Raw genomic sequence first — 22,596 nt, forward strand, 5'->3', positions numbered from 1 at the left:
TTGAATCTAATGGTCGGGGCGAGAAGATTCGAACTTCCGACCCCATGCACCCCATGCAAGTATTCAATCAACTCAACGAAATTCATCCACTTTTTTGTGTGCTATAATTCCCTTTATATTCAATAAGTTAAAAGACATTTTTGTATCACGGATGTTCAGCCTGTTTCAACTGCTGCCATGAACTCTGTGTACATTAAAGTGTACACAATGATGAGGATCATGGTATGGCACTGAACGATAAGCTACTGCGAAACCTAAAGGCACGAGACGCCCGCTATGAAGTTGCAGACGCAGGAGGCTTGAGCGTCCGCGTAACGGCGACTGGCACGATCACTTTTCAGTATCGATTCCGGATAGAGGGTAAACAGCACCGTATGGACTTCGGCAACTACCCCGACCTTTCGTTAGCTGACGCCCGAGAACTTCATCGCAACGCTCGCAACAAGCTCGCCCTAGGCACTAATCCGATCGAAGAAAAACGAGTTCTAGAAGTAACGGAGCGTAGATCGCTTACAGTAGCCGAACTGGTAGAAGACTTCATGAAGAAGGAAATCCGAGTGACCCGCAAGCGTCCACTGTATGCAGAAGAAATACTTAACAAGAACGTAGTTAGCGTGCTTGGCAAGAAGAAGGCAAAGGATGTGTCCAGACGCGACATTGTTGAAATGCTGGAGGCCGTTGTCGCCCGGGGGTCTCCGGTGATGGCAAATCGAACTGGCTCAATCACAAAACAGATGTTCAGTTTTGCTCAAACGCGTGGCTATCTTGAAAACAATCCTTGCTCTAACATCACAAGAACAAGCATCGGCGGTCAGGAAAAGCCCAAGGAATATTTCCTTACCTATCAGGAGATATGGAAATTTTGGCATGGAATCGAAAAAGCAAACTTTAGCGAGTCCCTCAAGATTGCATTGAAAATCTTACTGACAACGGGGCAACGTCGATGCGAAATTATCTATGGGGAATGGGCGCAAATCGACTTCCTAAAGGAACGCTGGATCATCCCCGTTTCGCTTTCAAAAAACGGAAAGGAACACGTTGTTCATCTTGCGCCCATGGCAATCGAACTCTTCAAGCTACTTAAGAGCTACTCCGGTGATAGCAAGTATCTAGTTCCCTCACCAGTCCTTGAAGAAGATGTGCCGATAAGTGAACGCGCAATCAATAGAGCAGTAGCACGCAATCGAGATGAACTCGGATTGAAAGACTTATCCCCTCACGTGCTTCGGCATACCTTTAGTACAAAACTGAGCGGATTAGGCGTAGCTCCTCACGTTATTGAGAAACTGCTAAACCATCAGCTTGGGGGAATGTTTGCCGTCTACAACCATCATCCTTACTATGCAGAACGCAAAGCCGCACTTCTACTCTGGTCAAGTAAATTGGAGGAAATTCTGGCTGCGAAAACAATAGATAGTGTAATTGAAGAACCGGACTTATTTGACGACTCCCCCTCCTAAAGTAACGTCTCCTGCCCTTATCAAGGCAACACTTACCATGACAAGGGCAGGAAGAGCCCTCATTCCTCAATGCAGCTACTTAGATAGTTTACGATGACTTGCAAGATAAGTTACAATTAATCAACACGCACGTTCGGAGTACAGGGCGCCACACCCGGCTAAAAAATGAAAAAGAGGCAAATATAAAGTGAGCCAAAACGCATCAGGTCAATTGTTGGGTTATGCCATGCAGTTCCCTCGAGCGCTTTGCCACTTGCTCAAAGCGGGTCCTGGCTGCACAGTCTGCATTGAAGTGCACGGGGATGTCGCGACCTTGCTACCGACAGGCGAAATTATTGCTGAAGAGGACAAGTCCTCCATCAACAGCAATCCTGTCACGGACAAATCAGTCAATCTTTGGAAAACACTTTCCAATTGGGTGGACAGCGTTAGGGCCGGTGAGTTCGATGTCAAATTAACCACCTTTGTACTGTATCGGAACAAGTCAGGTCAACTGGGCCTAGCAGAGGTCTTTGACGCATGTGCAACTCGAGATCAAGCGAATCAGGCGCTGCTGGACGCGGATCCCGAATTTGCGAACCTGGATGAGTCTCACGCTATCTGGCCATATTACAAAAACGTGGTGCTCGACTATCCAGACATCCTGCTTGATGTGATCGTCAAATTCCAACTTGAAACCGGAGATCTCGCCGGGTATGCGGATGTCGAGCAAGGACTGCGCACGAAACTGGTCGCACTGAACCAGCTCGATGCGGTCGTTCATCACCTAAATGGCTGGTTAGTCAAATTAGTGATGACGCGCATCAGCCAAAACCAGGCAGCCATAATCACATTTGACGAGTTCGCGCACGAGTGCGCCGTGCTCTTTTCCCGGGCCCGTTGCTTCGACTTACTGGACTTCACCACATACTCTCCACTATCTTCGGACGAGATCGACAAACACATCAAGAGTCGCCCTACCTATCTACGCCAGATTGAATTTCTGAAGGCTGATAATGACGACCTCATCGAAGCTGTAACGGACTTCCTCAAAGCAAAAACCAATCGCGACAAGTGGATCGAAGACGAGCTAATCGACGAAGAGTTGGCAAGTCAGTTCGAGGAAAATCTACGAAGGTTTTGGAAAAACAAGCAGAAGGAGGTGAAGCTTGTCAACGGCACACTCGACAAAGAGGCACGAGGCATGGTCTTGTTTGTTCAGTGCCAGAGTCACCAGGAGACAATTCGCAACGTGAAGCCTCCGCCGTCCACCATTGCAGGAACCTACCACGCTCTAGCCGACAAGCCAAACCTCGGCTGGCATGAAGATTGGGAAGCGGAATTCAAGCGATGAGTGAGCCAACCCCCGAAAAGCCAGAGGCAGATGATCACTCCTTGCTCGCCGAAGAAGTGCGCACGTGGAATACTCCGCTAATTGGCGCTTACCAGCTTTGGCAATTCACGCTAGGCTATTGCCAATCCCGAGCAGATGGCGATGCCCCAGTCGGATTACTCCACTTTATAGCCGGGCCAATTCTCGCAAGTCCCCAGCTCAGCGAGACCGTTAGCTTGCGTCGCAAGAGCTTGCAGTCATACGCCCTTGGTTTCGAGGACAAGAAGCAGATGGATCTACTACTCGGCCTGCAGGACCGGATACGTCGTCGTCGCCCTCAGACGATGGCGGCTATCGATGCCGCCATCTGCGCGGGATTGTTGATCTGGGATGCCGAAAGCGGCAAGCTATATCCGCGTCCAGCTCCAACCGCAAGTCGCGGCCGCAATTTGCGTAGCACACTCAAGCGTGAAGGCGACAAGGCACGTATATTGGGCGCCTGGTTTGCCGCACATGACCTTCCAACCATCGCCGCATATCTGAAAGTGGTGTTGTAATGCAGCTTCAACTAGTCAAGCTCATCATCTGGCCGAAGATCCAGACTCATGGCCTACATTCTATAAAATTCAAGAAGGGTGCTGTCAACGTCATCACTGGTGGATCCCGCACAGGCAAGTCGGCAATCATCCCGATCATCGACTATTGCTTGGCCTCTAGCGAGTGCCAAATTCCCATCGACACCATCCGTGATCACTCCGCTTGGTACGGACTTCTTCTGGAAACCGAGAACGAGCAAATTCTGGTCGCTCGAAATGGGCCGAGCGGTCGCGAACCATCGGACGAGTTTTATCTGATGCGAGGCCAAGCTCTCAGTATCCCACCAACCATCGTCGCGCCAAACGAAAAGCTCGATAGTGTGAAGCATATCCTGAATTCGCTGGCAGGCACTCCCTACTTTCGATTAAGTGGCGCCGACGACCCTCGCCCCTATCAGGAGCGGCTCGGCTTCCGGGACCTGATGGCCTTAGTCTTCCAAAGCCAGGAAGTAGTGGCAAATCAAAACATCCTTTTTTACAAGACCCATGCCCACGAGCACCGGGAACGACTGAAAAATTGGCTACCCTACATTCTCGGTGCAGAAACACTCGAAGTCTTGATGGCGAGGCAACGACTAAGCGTGGTGCAGGCTAAGCTCAACCAGCTTCGCCGAGAATTCCAGAAGACCAGGAGCGTCTCTGACAACTGGATCGCTAACATGATGGGCCACTTTCAGGTCGCTAAAAGCTATGGACTGGTTGATGAAACCTATGATTTGCCTGAAGCACCTCTTCCCGACGACCTGATCCGTATGGCTAAGGACATCCTTGCTGCCAAGCCGGACCACCCGACCCCGACTGCGCAGCGGGTCGATCAGGACGTACAGGAAATGCTTCGACTTGAGAGGGAAGATGACAAGCTCAGCGATGAGATCAGCCTCGTTCGCAAACGCCTCAACGACATAAATCAACTCAAAGCAGGGCTGACCGGATATGGCGGCACGGCGAGACGCCGTGCCGATCGACTGCAAATCTCCCAATGGTTCGATGACATAGCACGGGAAGCGCAGGATTGCCCGTTGTGTGGAGAGGCGAAGCACGACAAAAGTCGCGATGAAATCAAAAAGATCGCGGCCGCATTCCAAGTGGTCGAAGCAGAAGCCAATCGCACGAAGGAGATTCCCACTTCATTCGAACGTGAGCAAGTATCCTTGACGCGCCAGCTCGAAACGGCGCTTGACCGCCGCAAGGCCCTCAATAGCCGCATGGACAGGACACTCGCGCAAAACCGCGCCACTAGGGAACTGTTCGATAGACGTCAGAGCATGTTTTTCTTCCTCGGGCACCTCAAGGCTTCTGCAGACATGTTTCAGAACCTTGTCCCCGGCGGAGATATGGCCCAGGCGATCGCTGCCATGGAAAATGAGGAACAAGAACTACTGAAGCAGATGGATCCGCAAGGCGTCCAACGCCGACTTGACGCAGCGCTGAAGATCATCGCACAAAAAGCCTTGGTGCGTCTTGATACCCTCGATGTAGAGGAGAAATACAAGCGCACATCTCCGCAGTTCTCGGTGAAAGACCTGAGCCTTAAGGTAATGAGTAACGATGGCCATTGGCATTTTCTTGCCGAAGTGGGCAGCGCATCGAATTGGCTATCCTTCCATATCGCTTTCGTTTGTGCGCTGCACGAGTATTTCAACGAACTACCAGAATCCTGTGTGCCCAGCTTTGCCGTCTTTGATCAGCCCAGCCAGGTATATTTCCCAAAAACGAACCGCAACACGCAAAGCGATGACCAGTCGCAGTATGACGATGAGGATGTACAAGCAGTCATCGGCATCTTCAAAACGTTGGCTAATTCAGTGCGAGCACAACGGGGAAAGTGGCAGTGCATTGTGCTGGACCATGCGAGAGATGAAATCTATGGTGGAGTCGATGAAGTCTACGAAGTGGATGTCTGGCGGGATGGCAAAAAACTTATTCCGCCACACTGGTACGAATCTTAGCTGTATTGATCGAGACTTGACCTGACGTAAACGGCTTTGTTACACAAATGCCCGAGGCGCGCCGGAATCGCGCTCCAGGTAGACTATCGGCATGAGTGTACCGAGCAAACCGATGTATCGAACGACCAACTGGAGGGAGTACAACGCGGCGTAGAAGACACATGTTTCGCTGCTCATTTGGTTGAACCAGGACATGTGCTGGCACGGCAGTTGCAGTGGCAAACGTGGGCGCAGCCGGAAGTACAGCGAGGCGGCGATTCAATTTTGCCTGACCATCAAGGTGTTGTTCAATCTGGCACTACGGCAGGCGACGGGCATGGTGCAAAGATTGCTCAAGCTAGCGGGCCTCGACTGGGAAGTTCCCGACTTCAGCACCGTGAGCCGCCGACAAAAGCATCTCGCCGTGAAGATTACAGCGAACCCGACGATGACGGGATTACACTTACTAGTCGACGGTACCGACATCAAGATGTTGGGTGAGGGGGAGTGGAAAACGAGGAAACATGGTGCCGACTACCGCCGTCAATGTCGTAAGGTGCACCTTGGAATTGATGCCACGACCTTGGAAATCCGGACTATTGAAGTGACGGCCAACGCCACCGACGATGCGCCGACGCTACCGTGCTTGCCCGACCAGATTGGCGCAAGCGAAGCTATCGCTGGCGTCAGCGGCGATGGCGCCTACGACACCAAGTCCTGCCATGAGGCCATTGCCCTACGTAGCGCACATGCCATTATTCCGACACGCAAAAACGGCAAACCCTGGAAAGACCGTCGGCGGGGGCTGAGGAGCGCAACGCGATACTACATGCCATGCGGCGCCTTGGTCGTCGGATATGGAAGAAGTGGACCGGCTACCATCGGCGCAGCCCGGTGGAAACCAAAATACGCTGCTTCAAGCTACTAGGGGACCACTGATTAATTCGACTTTTCGATGAAACCTCGTATATAAGTATTTGATTTTTAAGGCGACGAGTTTTGTAAATTGAATTAATCAGCGCTTCCCTAGGAGAACGAGTGATGGTACGCGATTTTGACCGTTAGGTCGCCGAGTTGCAAGTGCGCACCGCAATTCTCAACGGATTCACCCAACTCGGCACACCGAAGACGGTGACCATGGCATAACTTCGTTTGGGAAAAAGGGTATTACGCTCTCAATTTATTTGTGCAACAAAGCCGTTTCGCAGAAATAATCGTATCAGCGAGCATATTACTTCTCGGCATTAAGATAGAATCGGGTGTTTCAACTGTAATGAAAAACGCTTTCAATTTCGTATCTTTTGCCCTGGGAATAACAAGAACATGTCTGAAAAGTGGACTGAGCGACAGAGACGCACGAATCAAATGGCCCGCATACTGGGGACTTACTTGCTTAGCCAGGACACTGTCACGCCTCGTCAGCTATACGGACTATCGAAATTATCGTGGATTACCAGCAGCTATGAAGACGATGATGCCGCCTACATTCAAAGCACGAAAATCCCCGCGCTCGGTGATATTTTTGAAGAAAATTATTCTTCTTTGTCACTAAACGATGTCGCTGCCGAGGTTTCAAATCGACTCGATAGCGAGCTTGTCGGGCGCCTGATTCTGCAACACACCGGTTTTACCAATTTCTACAAGGCATATAGGAATAGCGTCAGCACCTGGATCGAAGCGAATCATTCGCGCTTGTTGCCGATGTACCGCGCCGCGTTGCAGGCCACCAATAGCGGCCACCGGCTGAGGATTATTCAAGCCATTCAGGACCTGCCAGGAATATCAAAGGCAAACCATGAAGAGCAAAGGATGCGACCGGAATATTTCTTGACGCCAGCATTTTTCATACTGGATCCGGAAATAAAATTTCCGCTGATTAATGGGAACGCCTGGGTTAAGAACTTGCTCGATACGTTGAAGGTGAAAGATTCCGGGTTGGATGAACAGTACCTAGCAATGGTGGGACTGTACGGCGTCGGCGGCATCAACGATGCCGCCGATCTCGATCAGGTCGGACGTGATTCGCCCGATTTCATAACGACCGAAACCCGCACCGCGACGAAACAACTGCTGCAATCGAAACAGACCGAAGACAATGTCACTTTGCCGCTGAAGGATGAAGCTGACGTCGAGTCGATCAGGAAAGCGGGGTCGGTTATGCAACGGCGTATCCACAACCGACTGACCAATCTGGTGCGCTCCAAATTGTCTGGCTACACCTTGCTGGAGGGACGCGCCCCCGAATGCATGTTCGATGTGCTAGTCAAGAAATACAACGATGAGATTGACTTGCTGATCGAGGTCAAAAGTTCAATCGAAGTCGCGCACGTCCGGATGGCGATCGGCCAGCTGTTCGACTATCGCATGCGGTTGAACGCAACACCAGGGCCACACCTTGCGATACTGTTGCCGGCACGTCCCGAGGAAGAAGTGATGGATCTGCTGATTTGGTTAGAGATTGGCTTGATGTGGTTTGAGGGAGACGCATTATGTACCGAGGACGTATGGTTGGCGCACCTGCAAGGCTAGCGCTGTGAATGAGATTGCCGCATGCATTGCACCCGGTCAAATTGCATGCAGATCAGGATTTATTGACCGCACCGGATAATAGCTGCGCGGTGGTGCGCAGCATGCTGGAATAGGCAGGCGGGGAGTTTCATGCTATCGACTTTGGACGCGAAATGCATTTGATATTGGACCTTCGCTAAAAAGTTAGGCCGACAGTGCCGTTTTAACCTATATGCCACGGTTCAATTGTGCCATCGTCATTGCGCCAAGCTTTCAAAATCCACGCCCCTGAAAAGTACGGGACGTGGGGCTTGAAGTCGACTTACATCAGCACCCGGTAGTGCCGATTGTCCGCGTCAGTTGACTTCATGAGACGGTATTCCATGCCGCTTGCCACAGCGATTTGGTGAGCGAAGTCCTTTTTGGCTTGGACCACCGCATCGTTGATTTGGTTGTCGGCTTTGACCTCAACGATAACGTATTTTTCGCTGCCATCCGGTTCCGCACGCAGAAAAACGAAATCGGGATAGTAGCTGCGCACGGTCTGCGAGTCCGGATCGATATACTGAATGAAGAAATCTGACTGACCATGTGTCAGCATTCCTGTGAAGTAGATTTTCTTGACGCGCTGTTCACGGAGTAGGTCCCAAAAAAGCAATCGTTCAGACCCCGAATCGAAGCAATACGTGTCGAGGTGGAAGCTTTTTCCGCGCTCGGCGTCATTAACATCAGCCATGCGGACGATCTTGTCTTTCGCCGCTGTTACCTCGTAGTAGCCACTAGGTGGCAGCTTGATGAGATCAACTTCGTGCTCCTCAGTTTGCTGCGCCTCGTCCAAATCGAACATCAGGCGGAAGAGTCGGGGAATGATCTCGTCGTAGAGCAACTCGTTAAACTCATTGGCCATCGCCACCAGTTCCTCAGTGCCTTCCGTGGTCGAATCAAGTAAGTCTTCGATTTCCAAAGGGCGGCGGTTGAGGTAGCGAGAAACCTCCGCGATCATGGTCATGCGCGAAAACGCCTGCTTTTCACGGCGAGTGGTCAGATCGAAAGTGCGACTGGTCGGTGCTCGCGCGGCATCTGCAAGGTTGAGCCCGTCCTGTTGAGTTTCAATTAGGCGGTACTTCTCAACCATATTGTTCCAGGCGACCTTATCCGACCGATCAAGACCGAGAGATTGCCCGGGAAGTACTAATTTCTCACGCATCTCGTACTGCTTGCGCACCCGCACAAGTTTGATTTTGACAGGAGGCGCAACGACGCGCACCTCGATGCGCTCCTTGTCGCTGGCGATCTTCTGCAGGTCATCAACACTGATGTGGAAGTTCTGCTGAAGCTCCTCGTTGAGGATATCGAGATTGGCATTTGAAAGGAATACATGACCGGTGTGCTGGGCTTGGCCAATGGACCGTAGGCAGCGCATCGTAGCTTGAAGAACAAAAACGCGCGACTTCGGTTCGCGGAACATGCCCACACCAAAGAGCGAGCGACAGTTCCACCCTTCGCGCCCTTTGTTGACCAACAGAATAAATTGCTTCTCCGACGCTTCAGTGTCGAGGCGATTGAACTCGCGGATGTCATCATTGGTGGTGAGCTTTTCGTCGCCGACGTTCACTAGGATGCGAGAAGTAGGAATGCCATACTTCATCAGCGCCCGCTCGACTGCGGGCTTCAACTCACCAGTCAACTCATCGATGGTGGCTGCGAAGAAAGCTAGCTTTGGCAACAAGCCCTCGGGACGCAGGCCCCCAGCCTCTATGAGAAAGCGCTCGATGGCGATGTCCACGAACTCGTCCGTACGAGAATTTCCGTAGCCGTGCAATAAGACTTTCTTAAGAAACGCCTTATCGATAGCCTCTTTCAAGCCATAGGCGTAAACCACCTCCGGCAACACTTCACGCCCGACGTACGGCGTACCGGTATAGTTGTAGCACGCCACTACGCGCGTTCCTGCAGCGTTGAGGCTTGCTGCAAGAATGTCGATGGTTGTCCGGAGGCTGGTGTCGCTCGCCTTCGCGCCAACGCCCATGTCTTTGGCAAGCGCCTTCCCAAACGCGTGATGAGCCTCATCCACGTAGATACCTAGCTGTTCAAGGCGACGCAGTTTCTCGAAGCGTTGGTTGGTGGTCAGTTCGCCTTCCTCTTCTGGTTGATCGAAGTTATAAAGATCAGCTGCGTCTGCATAAACACCGGTAGCCCCGAGAGTTTCGCCGGTCGCGCCGAAAAGTTTGTCAACGGAAGACCTCTCCTTGCGCTGGCGCTTGAGAATGATCTTCTGTGTATTAGAGACGATGATATTGAAGCGCGAGCGATCCAGAGCATCCAGCGACGTGCCTGCTTCTTCAAGATAGTGAAAGCGCAAATGCGTGGTCAGAAAGTTGACATACTCCGGCGGCACCACACGAGTGAGATCGAACGATTCGATCTCCTTCAGTGAATGCAGGACCGTTTTGTCAGGCGCGAACACGAGCGCGTTGTGGCAATAGCGCGCGTCTTTCTCGAATTTGTTACCCAGTAGAAATTCGTAGAAGATACAGGTTGCCATTAGGATGGTTTTGCCAGTGCCCATCGTCAATGCGAAGATATAGTTTGGGTAGACACGGGAATTCTTGCGCATCTTCTCGAACAACACTTTGTATGAGTTCAATTCAAGCTCATCACTTTCGCCGAACTCGAACATCTCCTGCCTGGCGTTACCGAGGAAGGATCCGAATTTGCGGCCCTCGAACTTGCCGCTGCGCTCGTACCATGCCTTGAAGATTTCCTCGACCTTTGCATTTCCGAGGAACTCCTTAAGGAAGACGTAGGTCTCCAGTGCCTCAAACTGCGGCTGGCGCAGGAAAGCTTTGGGATTACTCTCAGGATTATTGAAGTCGAGAAACTTTCGGGTGAGCTCTTTGTAATTCTGCCGAATCTTCCCTCGGTTGTCTTGATAGAACCGCCATAGAAAACGAAAGAAGGCGAAGTCGAGCGACGCGCCCGACGTGCTCGCCCCCTTGGCGCCGGCCTTTGTCATTGCACGCTTAGTCGCCATTGCCAACGCTCCCTTCCCACGATTCCGAAAGCAGGTCAGTGATCTTCACGCGGATGGTACCCGCGTTGTCCGGCACGTTGTAAATGCCCCTTACCAGGTCGCCCTTGCTCGGAATATCTAGCACTGTCGGTTGCAACACTGCTCCATCGTAGTTCCAGTCGATCAGCACGCTTTCCGTAAGCTCCCTCCAGTCGTCCACTACCTCTTTCTGGAGAGAGAGCTTCTGTAACAGATTCATCGGGTAGAAATTGACGATGACCAGCTCACCCTCCTTTATAGCAACCTTTGCCTCAGAGTCACGCCTGAACTCCAGATCGGCCTTATCTCGCAGGATATCGACCACCTTTACATCGATCTTGAAGGGCTTCGCAACCAGAATCAGTTGCGCTGCCAAATCTGGCTCGTGGCCCATACAGACAAGGGTGATCTTCTCGACTGCGCGATTCGGGTTTTCGTTATGACGGCGCTGCCACGTTTTCTGGTCAAAGTTGTGGATCAGCTCGTTCAAGTCTGCGCGCGTGGCAATGCGGTTGACTGGCATTATCTTAACCATACGCCCGTCCTTCTCACCATCGAACACGGTGTTGAATTCCAGCTTCTGCACCTCCAACGCCTCGATCAGCAGCTCCTTCGCTTGGACTGGGTTCCGGAAAATGTCATAGTGATTGACGTTGTGCAACTCGAACCCAGTGAAGGACTTCGTCTCGCCACTGAGTGATTTCTGTCGCAATTCCTCGGCAATGCCGAGGAGACGCTTGGTGGTCGTCTGGATCGCGCCAAGGTTGATGTCGGCACCAATGAAGCGACGACCCAGTTGCATCGCGACAGCTTGCGTAGTTCCTGATCCCATGAAGCAATCGAGAACAAGTTCACCCGGCCGGGAACAAGCCAAGATGATTCGTTCCAAAAGGGTTTCTGTCTTCTCTGTAGGATAGTCAACGTACTGAGGGTCTTTCATGGTCCATACATCTTGTACGCGATTCCCTTCATCTTCGTCTGCATACCGAATTAATCGTGGATTACCGGAGGACGACCATTCAATCTTTCCCTGAGTATCAAAGTGATCAAGTTGCGAATGAACGTATGCCCAGTGTCGCCCACGTGGTGGTGGCAAGCCGCGCCATGGCTGACCGGTCTGCCCTGCTCGCTCTCCAGGTGCGTGCAAAGCCACCGTCGTAAATCTGCGACCTGTGCCATCCACCTTTTCAAAGATGCGAACTAAGTCTTCTGAATCTTTTTCTTCACGGAGCGGTGTCCAGGCGTAGTTGTCCCCACCCTTTCGATAGAAAAGTACAGTGTCATGAATATTGCCGAACGCAGTCAAATCCGAGTTTTTCGGGTTTGACTTAATTCGTGCGATCTCATTGCAGAAGTTTACCTGACCGAAAATTTCGTCAAGCAGACAACGGATATGATGATTTTTATGCCAGTCGCAGTGAAGAAAAATAGCACCAGTTGGGCTAAGTAGCTCTCTCAGTAGGAGAAGTCTTTCATATAGGAACTGGAGATACTCGTCGTTCGTCCAGATATCCCCATACTGTTTTTCCTCAAATGCAGCTTGATCTCCTCTTGCCTTGTTTCCACGAAGTGAAACCTGTTTTCTATAATCTGCTTTCGAATCGAACGGGGGGTCGATGTAGATCAAATCAACTTTGCCTCTAAATTCCTTCAGCAGATGACTCATCACCTGCAGGTTGTCGCCCCAAAAGATTTTGTTACGCCAACCGTCAACTTCCTCACCATGGATTTCCTTCAATTGCGCTGGGTAGTATTGTGTTGAAGTGAACGGACGCTTGCCCCGCCAATTGAGCATCGGAAAGCCCTTGATCGGCTCGAACTCGTACTTCTCGACGTTAGTCGTCCCGCCGTTGGGCGTAGTCAGTTGCAGACTTTCCTGCATAGGGGTATTGGTGTTTTTCATTTGTCGTTTTCCCTGAATATCCAATTCTTGTTGTCGCAGTAAGCGCGCATGTCACAGTTCTGGCACAGCTTGGCCGGGCGGGCCGCAATCTGGTAGTCGTGCCGCTCGATACGCGCCACGATTTCATCGAAGCGTGCAATGGTTTTCCCGATAGCGCGGTCGTCCTTGGTGAAGGAAATATAAGGATTTCCGCCATCCTCACCGGTGTAGTACAGATGCATACGGCTAACTCTTTGGCCGGTACGTTCCTCGACCAGATGGGCATACACTTCCAACTGATGCTGGTACTGCTGGATTCTGCTGCGATCCTTTTCCATGTCGGGCTTCTTCTCCGACTTGAAGTCGATAATCTCGACCGTGTCGTTTTCGCCCCGGATGAGGTCGACGCTGCCCTTAAGTATGTATTGATCCTTTATTAGGGATATCTCGACCTCGGCTTCTTTGATCCGATCCCAATTTCCATTCTCGCGCTCGTGGTAGCGCATTACGTGTAGCAGCGCCGCCTGCTGGGAGCTGGGAGCGAGGTATACACGCTCCTTTTTGGAAAGCAGGGCGTAGTTAGCCGAGAACCAATCTTTAATGGTGTCAACACTGATGCTGCCCTCCTCGCCGCGTAAGACTGCCTTGTGTATATCCTCGATAGTTTGATGCACCAAGGTACCGAAAAGCATCGGGCTCTCGCGGATCGCGGCGAACTCCAGTTCCTTAAAAAAACGGTATTGTTCAGCGCAGTTTTCGAAAACTGTGATGTGCGAGGTGAATGAGTATTCACGCTTAAGGTTGATCTGCTTGACCGGCGCGTAAGTGAGGACGGCGAGGTCAACGTCTCGCCAACTTGGAAGTTCGTAGAACATGCGCTCGAAGTATTTGGACGGCGACCTTCCCCGCCCCTGCTTTTCTTGAGCGGCCAGCACCAACAAATTTTGTGAGCGGGAAAAGGCTGTGTAGAACAGGCGCCAGAAGTCGAAGTTCTTGATAAGGTCAAGCGGCTCAAAGCGCTCCTTCGAGAGGTAGCCACCATCTTCCAGTAGCACGTCCAGTGCGCTGTATTGCTTGCGCGGTACCGCCTCGAGTGAGCCGCAGACGACAACAGGAAACTCTAACCCTTTGGACTGGTGGATAGTGAGGAAGGACACACAGCCTTTGGGCGCGTACTCCGCCTCGTCCTCGTATTCGCCGATGCCGCCATCCACCAGAAAACGCAGGAACTGGTTAAACAGGTCGCGGATGTTCTTTTCCAGCCATTCGGGGTTGAGCACGCTGACAAAATGCAAGTACTCGAACTTGGTAAGCAGCTTGGAGAAGGTTCCGAGATTGCGCGAAGCGCGGCCCTTGTCCACGCCCTGCACGGCATCCTCGGCGAGGAAGCGCCCGAACAGCGGAAACTGGAGCAGCTGATAAAACAGGCCGGAGAACGAGTAGTCGGTATTCTGAGTCAGCACTGCGTGGCGCTTGGCCAGAGGGCGCGCCCAATCCAGCAGGGGCTTGTTCTCAGGTTTGCGCAGTTCCGTAATAAAGGCTGCGAAGCACTGCTGGTCGTAGTAATCCCAGATTGGCAGCGTGACGCCTTCAGCCCAAGCCCTCACCTTGGGGAACTGCGGGAACAGGAAGATCAGCGCACCAATCATCAGGCGGATTTCCTCGCGCTCGAAGAACATATTCGAGCGCGGTGAAAACACCGGAACGCCCTCGGCTTCGAGAAAGCGTGCCAGCGCGACCACTTTGTCGTTCTTGACTGAGCGGAACAGGAAGGCGACCTGGTTCCAGTCCGATAGGTTGCCGGATACTTTTAGGCCGTTGAGGAAGGCCAGTACCTCGGCATGCCAGTTAGTGGTTTCGTCCTTGTTGTCAGTGGCGGCCAGCCGCACAGCCGTGGGCACGTCGGGAAAGACATCCTCGCGCGGGACAATCTGCTTGGTGAAGCGGAAGACGCGCGTACCATCGTCCCACGACTGCTCACGCATCCATTCGTTATAGAAACGGATGATATCCGGGTGCGACCGATAGTTGACGGAGAGCGTAACACACTTGCACAGACCTTCGTCGAACAGCGCGGGGAACTCCAGGATATTGCGAATGGTGGCCCCGCGAAAGCGGTACAACCCTTGATCATCGTCACCGACTACGCACAAATTGCGCTTCTCGCCCGCCAGCAGCAGCAGGATGCGCTCCTGAATGGTGTTGGTGTCTTGGTACTCGTCAACCATCAGGTAGGTCACCTTCTCGCGCAATTGCGCCAGCACATCGGGGCGCCTTTCCAACAGTTGCAGCGCCTCGTACTGGATGCCCGAGAAGTCAAGCGAGTTGTTCTCGTGCAGCAGCTCCTGATACTTAGCAAAGCACGTGGCCAACGCGCGGATTTCCAATTCAGGGGCAGCTGCCAGGGTGGCGAGATCGAGCGCTTCCTCGCTGACTTTGTTGAGCCACTTGAGCAGGTTCTCCGACTGCGCCCAGCGGCCCAACTGGTCGTCACCAATGACGAGCTGGGCGTCGGGCAATTCGCGGAAGTACTTGATGCGCTGATACAGGAAGTATTGCTGGTCAAACTGGTCGAACAACGTGAAGCTGCGCTTGAGCCGGGTGAACTCTCGAAAGTCCTCCAGGATGCGCAGACAGATCGAGTGAAAGGTACCCAGATACATCTCGTTGAGGTTGAACATAATGCCCAACTCGCTTAAACGGTTCGAGATGCGAGTAGTCAGTTCGCGAGCCGCTTTGTCGGTGAATGTCACGACGAACAGCGACTCGGGAGCCACGCCATTATGCGTGATGAGATATACGATTCGCTCCACGAGCGTAAAGGTCTTACCGGAGCCAGGGCCCGCAATGATCAGCACCGGGCCCTCGGTGGCCAGGATGGCTTCCCGTTGCCGCGAATTCGCCTTGCTCTGGAGGTCGGGGAAAGAGTTCGTCATTTGCCCGCCCCTTCGTCGGCGGAGTCCGTCGCCTCGCCTATCTGGCTGGCTATCCACTGATCAAGTTCCGCTCGACGGAACCGCCACGTACCACCAAGCTTGAATGCCGGAACCCTTCCACTCGACGCGAGTCGATAAACCGTGCGTTTGCCGACCTTCAGGTATACAGCGACCTCGTCAATTGTAAGGATCTCGGCTGGATGGTCGCTCATTTTTTCACCTGTCGGCATTGCAATAAAGGGGTGGTTACTGGTACAACTTGTCACAATAGGGCAAGATTATACAAACTTGGCAAAACGTAACACAGGAATATGTGTATTTGCCCTCACATTCTTGCTTTTTCACGGCTGCAAGAAGTGAACCAACAAAGGAAGCAACAGTGACATCGAACTACGAGGCAATTTGCCAGGAGAATCGGCAGCGGTATGGCACCGAAATAGGACGGATTGGCCCCATGCTGCTGGCGGATCGCTACGATGATCGAACGCATTTTATCTTCGAATTGCTTCAGAACGCCGAGGACGCTCTCAGTCGGCGTGGGACGTCGATGGGAGCCAGGGGGGTCAACTTTAATCTAACAGCCTATAGCCTAGCTCTCACGCACTTTGGACGCCCGTTTGACGAAGCGGACGTACGGGGCGTGTGTGGCATCGCTGAAAGCACCAAGGACAAATTTTCGATTGGCCGATTTGGCATCGGTTTCAAGTCCGTCTACACGTTCACCGACCGACCCGAGATTCATTCCGGCGCGGAAGACTTCGCCGTTGAGAATTACGTTCTGCCGAAACGGGAAGTCTTCCGCGCGCGCAAACGTGACGAAACGCAGATTATCTTGCCGCTGAAATCTGGAGACGAGACTGCAATTCAGGAAATCACAGAAGGCTTCAAACGCCTAGGCCCAAGCGCCCTTCTATTTTTGAGGCAAATCGACGAGATCAATTGGGATGTAGACGGAGGGGCATCAGGCGTTTATTTGCGTAGCCCCCCTGAGTCCCTCGGTCATAACGTTCAACGGATCACTGTGATCGGTCAGGAAAGTGGCCTGCAGGAGATTGATCAGAACTGGTTGGTATTTCACCGTGACGTGTTCACAGTTAACCAAGAAAAAGTTGGTCGAGTCGAGATTGCTTTTTCACTACACGCAATCGAGTCCGGATCGGCCCGTTGGTCGGTACAACCAGTAACAGCGTCGCCTCTCGTAGTGTTCTTCCCAACAGTGGTTTCAACCAATCTGGGTTTTCTCGTTCAAGGGCCCTACCGCACAACTCCCAGCCGCGACAACATTCCGAGAGGAGATCCATGGAATCAGCATCTGGTGACGGAGACAGCCAACCTACTAGTCGAGGCCATGCATTGGCTGCGCGATGAATCAATGCTCGACATTTCCGCCTTGCGCTGCCTCCCCCTAGATCGCGAGAAGTTCCCCGATGGCTCGATGTTCGCGCCGCTCTTCGACGCTGTGCGCGACGCGCTGACTGAGGAGACACTTCTACCGACCTTTGATGGTAGATATGCCCCTGCTTCTCTAGCAAAGTTGGCTCGCACCCAAGAGCTACGCGAACTCTTTAGTCCTGAGCAGGTTTCCATGCTATTTGGAAGCGAAGTTACGGCATGGCTAACCGGAGACATGACGCAAGATCGTGCCCCTGAGATTCGCCAATATGTGATGCGAGAACTAGGCGTCGCCGAGGTGACGCCGGTAACGTTAGTACCGCGACTGAACCAGAGTTTTTTGGAGGCGCAGCCAGATGACTGGATATTGCGACTGTACGAGTTCCTAAGCGGCCAGGAAGCGGCATTGCGTCGCCGCCTCGACACGATTCCTCTCATTCGCCTCTCTGATGGCTCCCATGTCATCGCACGCGAAAACGGCAAGCCAAAGGCATTTCTGCCAAGTTCCTTTGAAACTGGCTTCCCAACGATGCATCCCGCCGTCTGTGCAACTGCGGAGGTGCGCAGTTTTCTAATCTCTCTCGGCATCACCGAGCCAGACCCGGTAGATGACGTCGTTTGGAATGTCCTGCCGAAGTATCGCCAAGATAAGGTAGCCGTGGATAAAGTCCAGTATGCCGCCGACATCGAACGCATCCTCACGGCTTTCGCCTCTGACTCGAAGGCACAGCGGGATAAGCTTCTGTCCGCACTTCGCGAAGCATCTTTCGTGATGGTGATAGACGCAGGTGATGGTATCGGGTATCTCGCCCAACCTACCGGCATCTATATCGCCACAGATCGATTGAAGCAGCTATTTTCGGGAGTGGCCGACGTTTTGATCGTCGATGACTCCTATGCCTGTCTGCGTGGCGAAAGCATGCGTGAGCTTTTGGATGCCTGCGGAGCATTGCGATATCCGCGTCCGATAGAGGCGCCTCGCGTGCTAACATCAATTGAGCGCCAGGAACTACGTCGGCAAACTGGCCACGAGGCTACATCCGGAATCAACGACCGAATCATAGACTGGCTTCTTCAGGGGTTCGACGACCTGCTGAAAGCGCTACCTACACTCCCAGCCAAGGAGCGGGTCCATCGAGCAAGCCTCATATGGGACAGTCTAGGCGATCTTGAGGAGCGGCGTGGGCGCGGGATCTTCGAAGGCGCGTACAGTTGGACGCACAACGGCAGTTATAGAAAGGAGTTTCCAGCGGCTTTCGTGCGCCAGCTAAATGCGATGTCTTGGGTGCCAGACATACACGGTGAACTCCATCCCCCAAGCCTTATTATGTTCGCCCCTCTTGGCTGGAAGTCCAACCCATTTTTGTTGAGCAAGATCGTCTTCAGGCCACCGATCATCGACCAACTGGCGAAGGAAGCTGGCATCGATCCTGCCGCGCTAGATCTATTGAAGTTGCTCGGAATCACAAGCGTCGCCGAATTGACGGCTCGGCTTGGCATCACCGGACAGCCGTCGGGACTGGAAACTAAGCCAGAGGAGCCAGACGCGGCAGAGCCATCTGGCGATGACGTCTACGGCAACGCGAAGGATTTGTATGGCGACGATATGCCAGAGATTCCCCCTGGTACACCTGACCCGGACGGCGGCGATGTAGAGAAGGGGGGGGCGGGTAGTTGCGGCGGACACGGTCAACCTCGTGCCAGCGACGCTGCATCAGGAAGCGGAACGGGTAACGGAGGTTCGCAGGGGGGCGGTTCAAGTCGGCATGGCGAAAAAGGCGAAAGGGGTGAAATATCCGGTGGAGGGCCCCACGGGAGGAGATCCCCCGGTCAAGGTGGAGGACGTCAGTTCATCTCATATTTGGGCACCCATCCTGACGAAGATGGGCAAGATCCAGACGGCCTTGATCAGGCAGCCCGGATGAGGATTGAGGAGTTAGCTATCAATCAAATTCTCAAGTTCGAGCCCGCTCTGATGCGGACACCAGCAGGTACCCCTGGGTACGACCTGTATGAGAACGACATCACTGGCAAGCCTGCTCGCTGGATTGAGGTTAAGTCAATGACAGGCACACTCGCTGATCGACCGGTGGGTATTTCTCGTACCCAATTCGACTATGCCCAAGATCGAGGCGCAAGGTATTGGTTGTACGTCGTCGAGCATGCAACTGACCCCGAACAAATACGAATACTACGAATTCAAGACCCTGTGGCGCATGCCCGGACGTTTACGTTTGACCAGGGATGGATCGAGATCGCCCGAACAGTACCTCCAACGTGACACCGTTGAAGCTTGCAGAAGCTCTGTGCACGAAAACCCAACTGACCTGTCAGCCAGTTGGGCCTTAAGCCACAAAGAGAATCACTACGCGATCATCAAAAGCGCCTGTTCAAGCGCCTTAGCCATAGCGGCCAGCAATCTCCTGCGCGGTGAGGATATCGTAACGGCACTCAACCGCCTCATTGCAAAACGGACGGCGCCGAAGTGCCAGTTCGTCGACAACGGCAGCGAATTTTCCGGGCAAATGCTGGACCTCTAGGCTTACCATCCCCATACCAAGATCGATTTCAGCCGGCAGGGAAGGCCGACCAACAACTGCTTCATCGAAACGTTCAACTGATCGCTGCGTGATGAATGCCTCAACGTCCACTGCTCCACCTCTCTATTCGAGGTCCAGGCCGTCTTGGAGGCATCGGTTGTGGATTACAATGAGATTCGGCCTCACATGGCTCTCAATGTGCCATCGCTGGCTTGATAGCTTTTCTTAATGAATTGCACTCTGGTTTCGCGCAACGAGATGCACAGCCCGGCCAGGCGCCACGCATGCAGTACGTCGCCGCTGTCGCTGCACAGAGTACCGCTGACCGCAATAGGCCTCTAGATTTGAGGTTCCAGGTACAAGGCAAGTTCGAGGTTCCAGGTAAGTTCGAGGTACCAAGTTTTGGCTGGTTAGAAGCAAAGTAAAAGACCATCCATCACGATCATTAAAAGTTGTAGTAACGGCTTTTACTGCTATTAAATGCAATTGGTAAACCTTGCATCTTCAACGCTTACCACTAACTTAAATCAATGCTTCGGAATATCACCGACACAGCAAGGACACTCATACACTTTTGTGGGCCCTACCGTAACGTAAACCAGCAAGGGAAAAACAACAAACCAGAAGATCCACATTGGATACCCGCTCGCTTGAAATACGATAGCTACAACACCTGCGACAAGTAGCAGAACAATCAGTCCTGCAGTTATGCCTTCAGCCGCCACGTATCGGATAAAACCCGCCGGGCCTATGTAAGCACAGTGCGGGCACATGACTAATTCGTGATTTTTGTACTTAGAAAGATTTTTCCGCACCATTTCTTGGGATATGCAGCGCTCATCTGGAACCTTTTGATATTGCATTTTAACTCCCAAAGAAAAGTCTCGAATACACGCCCTGGCGTCATATTCCTGCCCAAAAATTGCAGGTTACAGGGGTATGGAACAAAATTTTACAGTAACTACTTGGTTTTTAGCAAGAACAATATTTCTACATAGTTACTCCTCCAATAGGTAGCTTGCTGAGTCATGGAAACAAGCAATGAAGAAATCCGGCGCCAGTTCAGCGAACGGCTGCAGAAAGAGTTCATACGCGCAGGCCTAACTGTGAGCAGTCCGACGCAATTAGCCAAGGAGTTCAACGAGCGCTACCCATCGAGCAAGGTAGCCGCTCAAACAGTACGCAAGTGGCTACTTGCGGATGCGATACCAACGCAGGCAAAGCTGTTAGCTCTTGCAGATTGGCTTAGCGTATCGCCCCAATGGCTGCGGTACGGGATAGGAAAACGCACCCTACCAAACCCCGGAAAGGGAGCTGATAAGGGTGAAGATACAGTGATAGTCGTTGGTCATCGTAAGAGTGAGCTTGTCCAGCTAGTTGAAGTACTAATGCAGCTTTCTCCAGAAAACATTCGCTTGGTAGAAGGCATCGCTCAGTGCGTGCTAAGAAATCAGCAAGGGAAAGCGTAGTACTTGCGACTGCATGGAGGCTGCAGGTATGTAAATACCTGCAGCCTCATCCATAGCATAGTAACCGCCTATAAATTTTCTAAATTAGTACACAAGCGTGAGCACAAAAGTGTAGTGAGCTTAGAAGTTTATGATCGCGAAGATTCATGAAACCAAGACAAACTCAGAAAGGCAGTAATCGAACAACCAACATCAGGGGGCAAGTATCTCAGGATGTGCCTAGAACTTTGGGTTACGAGCGACTTTCTCAGCATTTTTAGCAAGCCACGCGGGTACTTTAGCAACCCGCTTTCCGCTCAATAAAATTGTGCGTAGCTTCCTCATCTCTCCTGTTGTCGGCGGGGCATCAATGTCAATACCGAGCGCTCGGAACGCCGCGCGGTGCACCTGTAGCGTTCGCTTTGAATAGACCGTTTCAAGGTCCCCTCCCAGCTTTGCAAGAGCCAAAACAGCACGCAACTTTGGTTTCACGCAATCTAGTTCTTGTTTCGTCACAACCGGGCTTAGTACATTCAAAAGCTTCAACCGCTTTGCGTACTTTTCAAATAGGGTCCGCGCGGTATCACTATCCCATGCAGAAGCCTGGTCGAGACCAAGTTCTCTTAACAAGGAACCACGGAATCGGATTTCAAGTCGAAGCATCCCCTTGCAGTCCGATACCAACTGGTCGTAGTGCTCATTGTCATCTGATTTATCTTTGTTTCTCTTTGCAAGCATTTGAGGGTGCTTCATGTACATGACGATCTGATACTTGGTTCCCAGTTGGGGGCTCCAATAAATGCTATTTCCAATCTTGTGCATGGAGCCTCGATGCCCCACAAGCTGATGAGCTACTTGCTTCAAAACACGTGATAACTGCTCGTCAGACTTAAACGCAAGATTCACCGCTATGTCTACGCGGCTTAAGGTAATCTCGCCAGCTAGCCAAGCTGCCGGCAGCTTCTCCTCGCCAGCATTTAGGCCGATCTTCTTCTTCAGATCTTGCAAAACATTGAGACAACCATTCTTCAGGTTAGGCGACGTATACACGTTCTGACCCGACTTATAGGCAAATATTGAGCCCTCCACAGACAGCTCTCGCGCCATCGATTCGTAACGCACATGCACAGCGTGACGCTTCTGGTATCCAGCTATACGCCTCCTATTGGTTTTACTGCTCTTCTTCTCACCGTCGCAATAGACTTCGCCACGCGTCTTCGCTTTTAAAAGCGTCATGTCGACATCGGCGTTTGCGACTGAGAATTCTACGGTGTCGATATTGAACAAGGTTTCTTTTGGAAAGTTCATGAGGGTCCTTAAAGTTAGAGATGAGGGCGTGTCAGCACAAGCAACGTTGTGCTGACATCACGGCATATTTACTAGTAGGTTTAGAACGACTTGAAGAGGAAAGCAGGTTCCTGATAACCAGGCAGTCCAGTGGTTCCGCTATGCAGGTACGGAAGGCGTGCTAAAGGCGGTGCCTGACACATCATTCTCTCTATTGTTACGTATAGGTGTATCTACATCATGTATTACAGAGGA

13 protein-coding genes and 3 pseudogenes are annotated in these 22,596 nt (G+C 52.2%); 10 read left to right on the forward strand and 6 right to left on the reverse strand.

Annotation, left to right across the window (positions count from 1 at the left end; all coding sequences use genetic code 11):
* The first annotated feature begins 224 nt into the window (after nucleotides 1-224).
* The 7 genes and pseudogenes from EBS11_RS04275 to EBS11_RS04305 all read left to right on the forward strand — a co-directional run bounded on the left by EBS11_RS04275 (nucleotide 225) and on the right by EBS11_RS04305 (nucleotide 7,825).
* Complete coding sequence (locus tag EBS11_RS04275; protein ID WP_290600805.1) at nucleotides 225-1,460, forward strand: site-specific integrase; 1,236 nt, start codon at nucleotides 225-227, stop codon at nucleotides 1,458-1,460.
* A 187-nt stretch (nucleotides 1,461-1,647) separates the two neighbouring features.
* Nucleotides 1,648-2,793 carry an ABC-three component system protein gene (locus tag EBS11_RS04280; RefSeq protein WP_290600806.1) on the forward strand — a complete coding sequence of 382 codons (1,146 nt, stop codon included), beginning with the start codon at nucleotides 1,648-1,650 and terminating at the stop codon, nucleotides 2,791-2,793.
* A complete protein-coding gene (locus tag EBS11_RS04285) occupies nucleotides 2,790-3,329 on the forward strand; it encodes a three component ABC system middle component (RefSeq protein ID WP_290600808.1) in 540 nt (179 codons plus the stop codon). Before EBS11_RS04280 ends, EBS11_RS04285 begins: the two co-directional genes overlap by 4 nt.
* Nucleotides 3,329-5,317 (forward strand): DUF3732 domain-containing protein, encoded by a 1,989-nt coding sequence (locus EBS11_RS04290; RefSeq protein WP_290600810.1) that lies wholly within the window; start codon nucleotides 3,329-3,331, stop codon nucleotides 5,315-5,317. The genes EBS11_RS04285 and EBS11_RS04290 overlap by 1 nt, the downstream gene beginning before the upstream one ends.
* Nucleotides 5,318-5,408: 91 nt before the next feature.
* Nucleotides 5,409-6,232 (forward strand): annotated as a pseudogene (locus EBS11_RS04295) (IS5 family transposase); the annotation flags it as partial.
* A gap of 90 nt (nucleotides 6,233-6,322) precedes the next feature.
* A pseudogene (locus tag EBS11_RS04300) lies at nucleotides 6,323-6,442 on the forward strand (IS5/IS1182 family transposase); the annotation flags it as partial.
* Nucleotides 6,443-6,661: 219 nt separating this feature from the next.
* Nucleotides 6,662-7,825, forward strand: coding sequence for a hypothetical protein (locus EBS11_RS04305; protein ID WP_290600811.1), 1,164 nt, complete (start codon nucleotides 6,662-6,664; stop codon nucleotides 7,823-7,825).
* 301 nt (nucleotides 7,826-8,126) lie between these two features.
* Here the strand turns inward: EBS11_RS04305 and EBS11_RS04310 are convergent, their stop codons facing one another.
* From EBS11_RS04310 to EBS11_RS04325, 4 genes are read right to left on the reverse strand one after another with little or no spacing between them, the layout of a single operon-like run.
* Entirely contained in the window at nucleotides 8,127-10,838 is a 2,712-nt protein-coding gene (locus EBS11_RS04310) for a TnsA endonuclease N-terminal domain-containing protein (RefSeq protein ID WP_290600812.1), read from the reverse strand.
* On the reverse strand, nucleotides 10,828-12,759 hold the full coding sequence (locus EBS11_RS04315; protein WP_290600814.1) for a site-specific DNA-methyltransferase: 1,932 nt from the start codon (nucleotides 12,757-12,759) through the stop codon (nucleotides 10,828-10,830). Before EBS11_RS04315 ends, EBS11_RS04310 begins: the two co-directional genes overlap by 11 nt.
* Nucleotides 12,756-15,674, reverse strand: coding sequence for an ATP-dependent DNA helicase (locus tag EBS11_RS04320; RefSeq protein ID WP_290600816.1), 2,919 nt, complete (start codon nucleotides 15,672-15,674; stop codon nucleotides 12,756-12,758). The genes EBS11_RS04315 and EBS11_RS04320 overlap by 4 nt, the downstream gene beginning before the upstream one ends.
* Nucleotides 15,671-15,886: a helix-turn-helix domain-containing protein gene (locus tag EBS11_RS04325; RefSeq protein ID WP_290600818.1), complete on the reverse strand. Its 216-nt coding sequence runs from the start codon at nucleotides 15,884-15,886 to the stop codon at nucleotides 15,671-15,673. The genes EBS11_RS04320 and EBS11_RS04325 overlap by 4 nt, the downstream gene beginning before the upstream one ends.
* A 167-nt stretch (nucleotides 15,887-16,053) precedes the next feature.
* Here EBS11_RS04325 and EBS11_RS04330 point away from each other — a divergent pair, with 167 nt between their 5' ends.
* Together EBS11_RS04330 and EBS11_RS04335 are read left to right on the forward strand one after the other, a co-directional pair.
* Nucleotides 16,054-19,347: a DUF3883 domain-containing protein gene (locus tag EBS11_RS04330; protein WP_290600820.1), complete on the forward strand. Its 3,294-nt coding sequence runs from the start codon at nucleotides 16,054-16,056 to the stop codon at nucleotides 19,345-19,347.
* Nucleotides 19,348-19,489: 142 nt separating this feature from the next.
* A pseudogene (locus EBS11_RS04335) lies at nucleotides 19,490-19,801 on the forward strand (integrase core domain-containing protein); the annotation flags it as partial.
* Nucleotides 19,802-20,133: 332 nt separating this feature from the next.
* Here EBS11_RS04335 and EBS11_RS04340 read toward each other — a convergent pair.
* Nucleotides 20,134-20,469, reverse strand: a complete 336-nt coding sequence (locus EBS11_RS04340; protein ID WP_290600821.1) for a hypothetical protein — start codon at nucleotides 20,467-20,469, stop codon at nucleotides 20,134-20,136.
* A gap of 165 nt (nucleotides 20,470-20,634) precedes the next feature.
* On the opposite strand from EBS11_RS04340, the gene EBS11_RS04345 reads away from it, so the two are divergent.
* Complete coding sequence (locus tag EBS11_RS04345; RefSeq protein WP_290600822.1) at nucleotides 20,635-21,075, forward strand: hypothetical protein; 441 nt, start codon at nucleotides 20,635-20,637, stop codon at nucleotides 21,073-21,075.
* A gap of 219 nt (nucleotides 21,076-21,294) precedes the next feature.
* Here the strand turns inward: EBS11_RS04345 and EBS11_RS04350 are convergent, their stop codons facing one another.
* The gene (locus tag EBS11_RS04350) at nucleotides 21,295-22,362 is read right to left on the reverse strand and encodes a phage/plasmid replication protein, II/X family (RefSeq protein ID WP_290600824.1); all 1,068 of its coding nucleotides are present in this window, start codon (nucleotides 22,360-22,362) and stop codon (nucleotides 21,295-21,297) included.
* Nucleotides 22,363-22,596 lie beyond the last annotated feature (234 nt).

Source organism: Janthinobacterium sp. (assembly GCF_009923995.1).
Lineage (GTDB): Bacteria > Pseudomonadota > Gammaproteobacteria > Burkholderiales > Burkholderiaceae_D > Janthinobacterium.

Bases quoted from the DNA above. Each gene is read 5' to 3' on its own strand.
- EBS11_RS04340 (WP_290600821.1), bottom strand. From the start codon at position 20,469: ATGCAATATCAAAAGGTTCCAGATGAGCGCTGCATATCCCAAGAAATG.
- EBS11_RS04285 (WP_290600808.1), top strand. From the start codon at position 2,790: ATGAGTGAGCCAACCCCCGAAAAGCCAGAGGCAGATGATCACTCCTTG.
- EBS11_RS04325 (WP_290600818.1), bottom strand. From the start codon at position 15,886: ATGAGCGACCATCCAGCCGAGATCCTTACAATTGACGAGGTCGCTGTA.
- EBS11_RS04310 (WP_290600812.1), bottom strand. From the start codon at position 10,838: ATGGCGACTAAGCGTGCAATGACAAAGGCCGGCGCCAAGGGGGCGAGC.
- EBS11_RS04275 (WP_290600805.1), top strand. From the start codon at position 225: ATGGCACTGAACGATAAGCTACTGCGAAACCTAAAGGCACGAGACGCC.
- EBS11_RS04350 (WP_290600824.1), bottom strand. From the start codon at position 22,362: ATGAACTTTCCAAAAGAAACCTTGTTCAATATCGACACCGTAGAATTC.
- EBS11_RS04290 (WP_290600810.1), top strand. From the start codon at position 3,329: ATGCAGCTTCAACTAGTCAAGCTCATCATCTGGCCGAAGATCCAGACT.
- EBS11_RS04305 (WP_290600811.1), top strand. From the start codon at position 6,662: ATGGCCCGCATACTGGGGACTTACTTGCTTAGCCAGGACACTGTCACG.
- EBS11_RS04345 (WP_290600822.1), top strand. From the start codon at position 20,635: ATGGAAACAAGCAATGAAGAAATCCGGCGCCAGTTCAGCGAACGGCTG.
- EBS11_RS04320 (WP_290600816.1), bottom strand. From the start codon at position 15,674: ATGACGAACTCTTTCCCCGACCTCCAGAGCAAGGCGAATTCGCGGCAA.
- EBS11_RS04315 (WP_290600814.1), bottom strand. From the start codon at position 12,759: ATGAAAAACACCAATACCCCTATGCAGGAAAGTCTGCAACTGACTACG.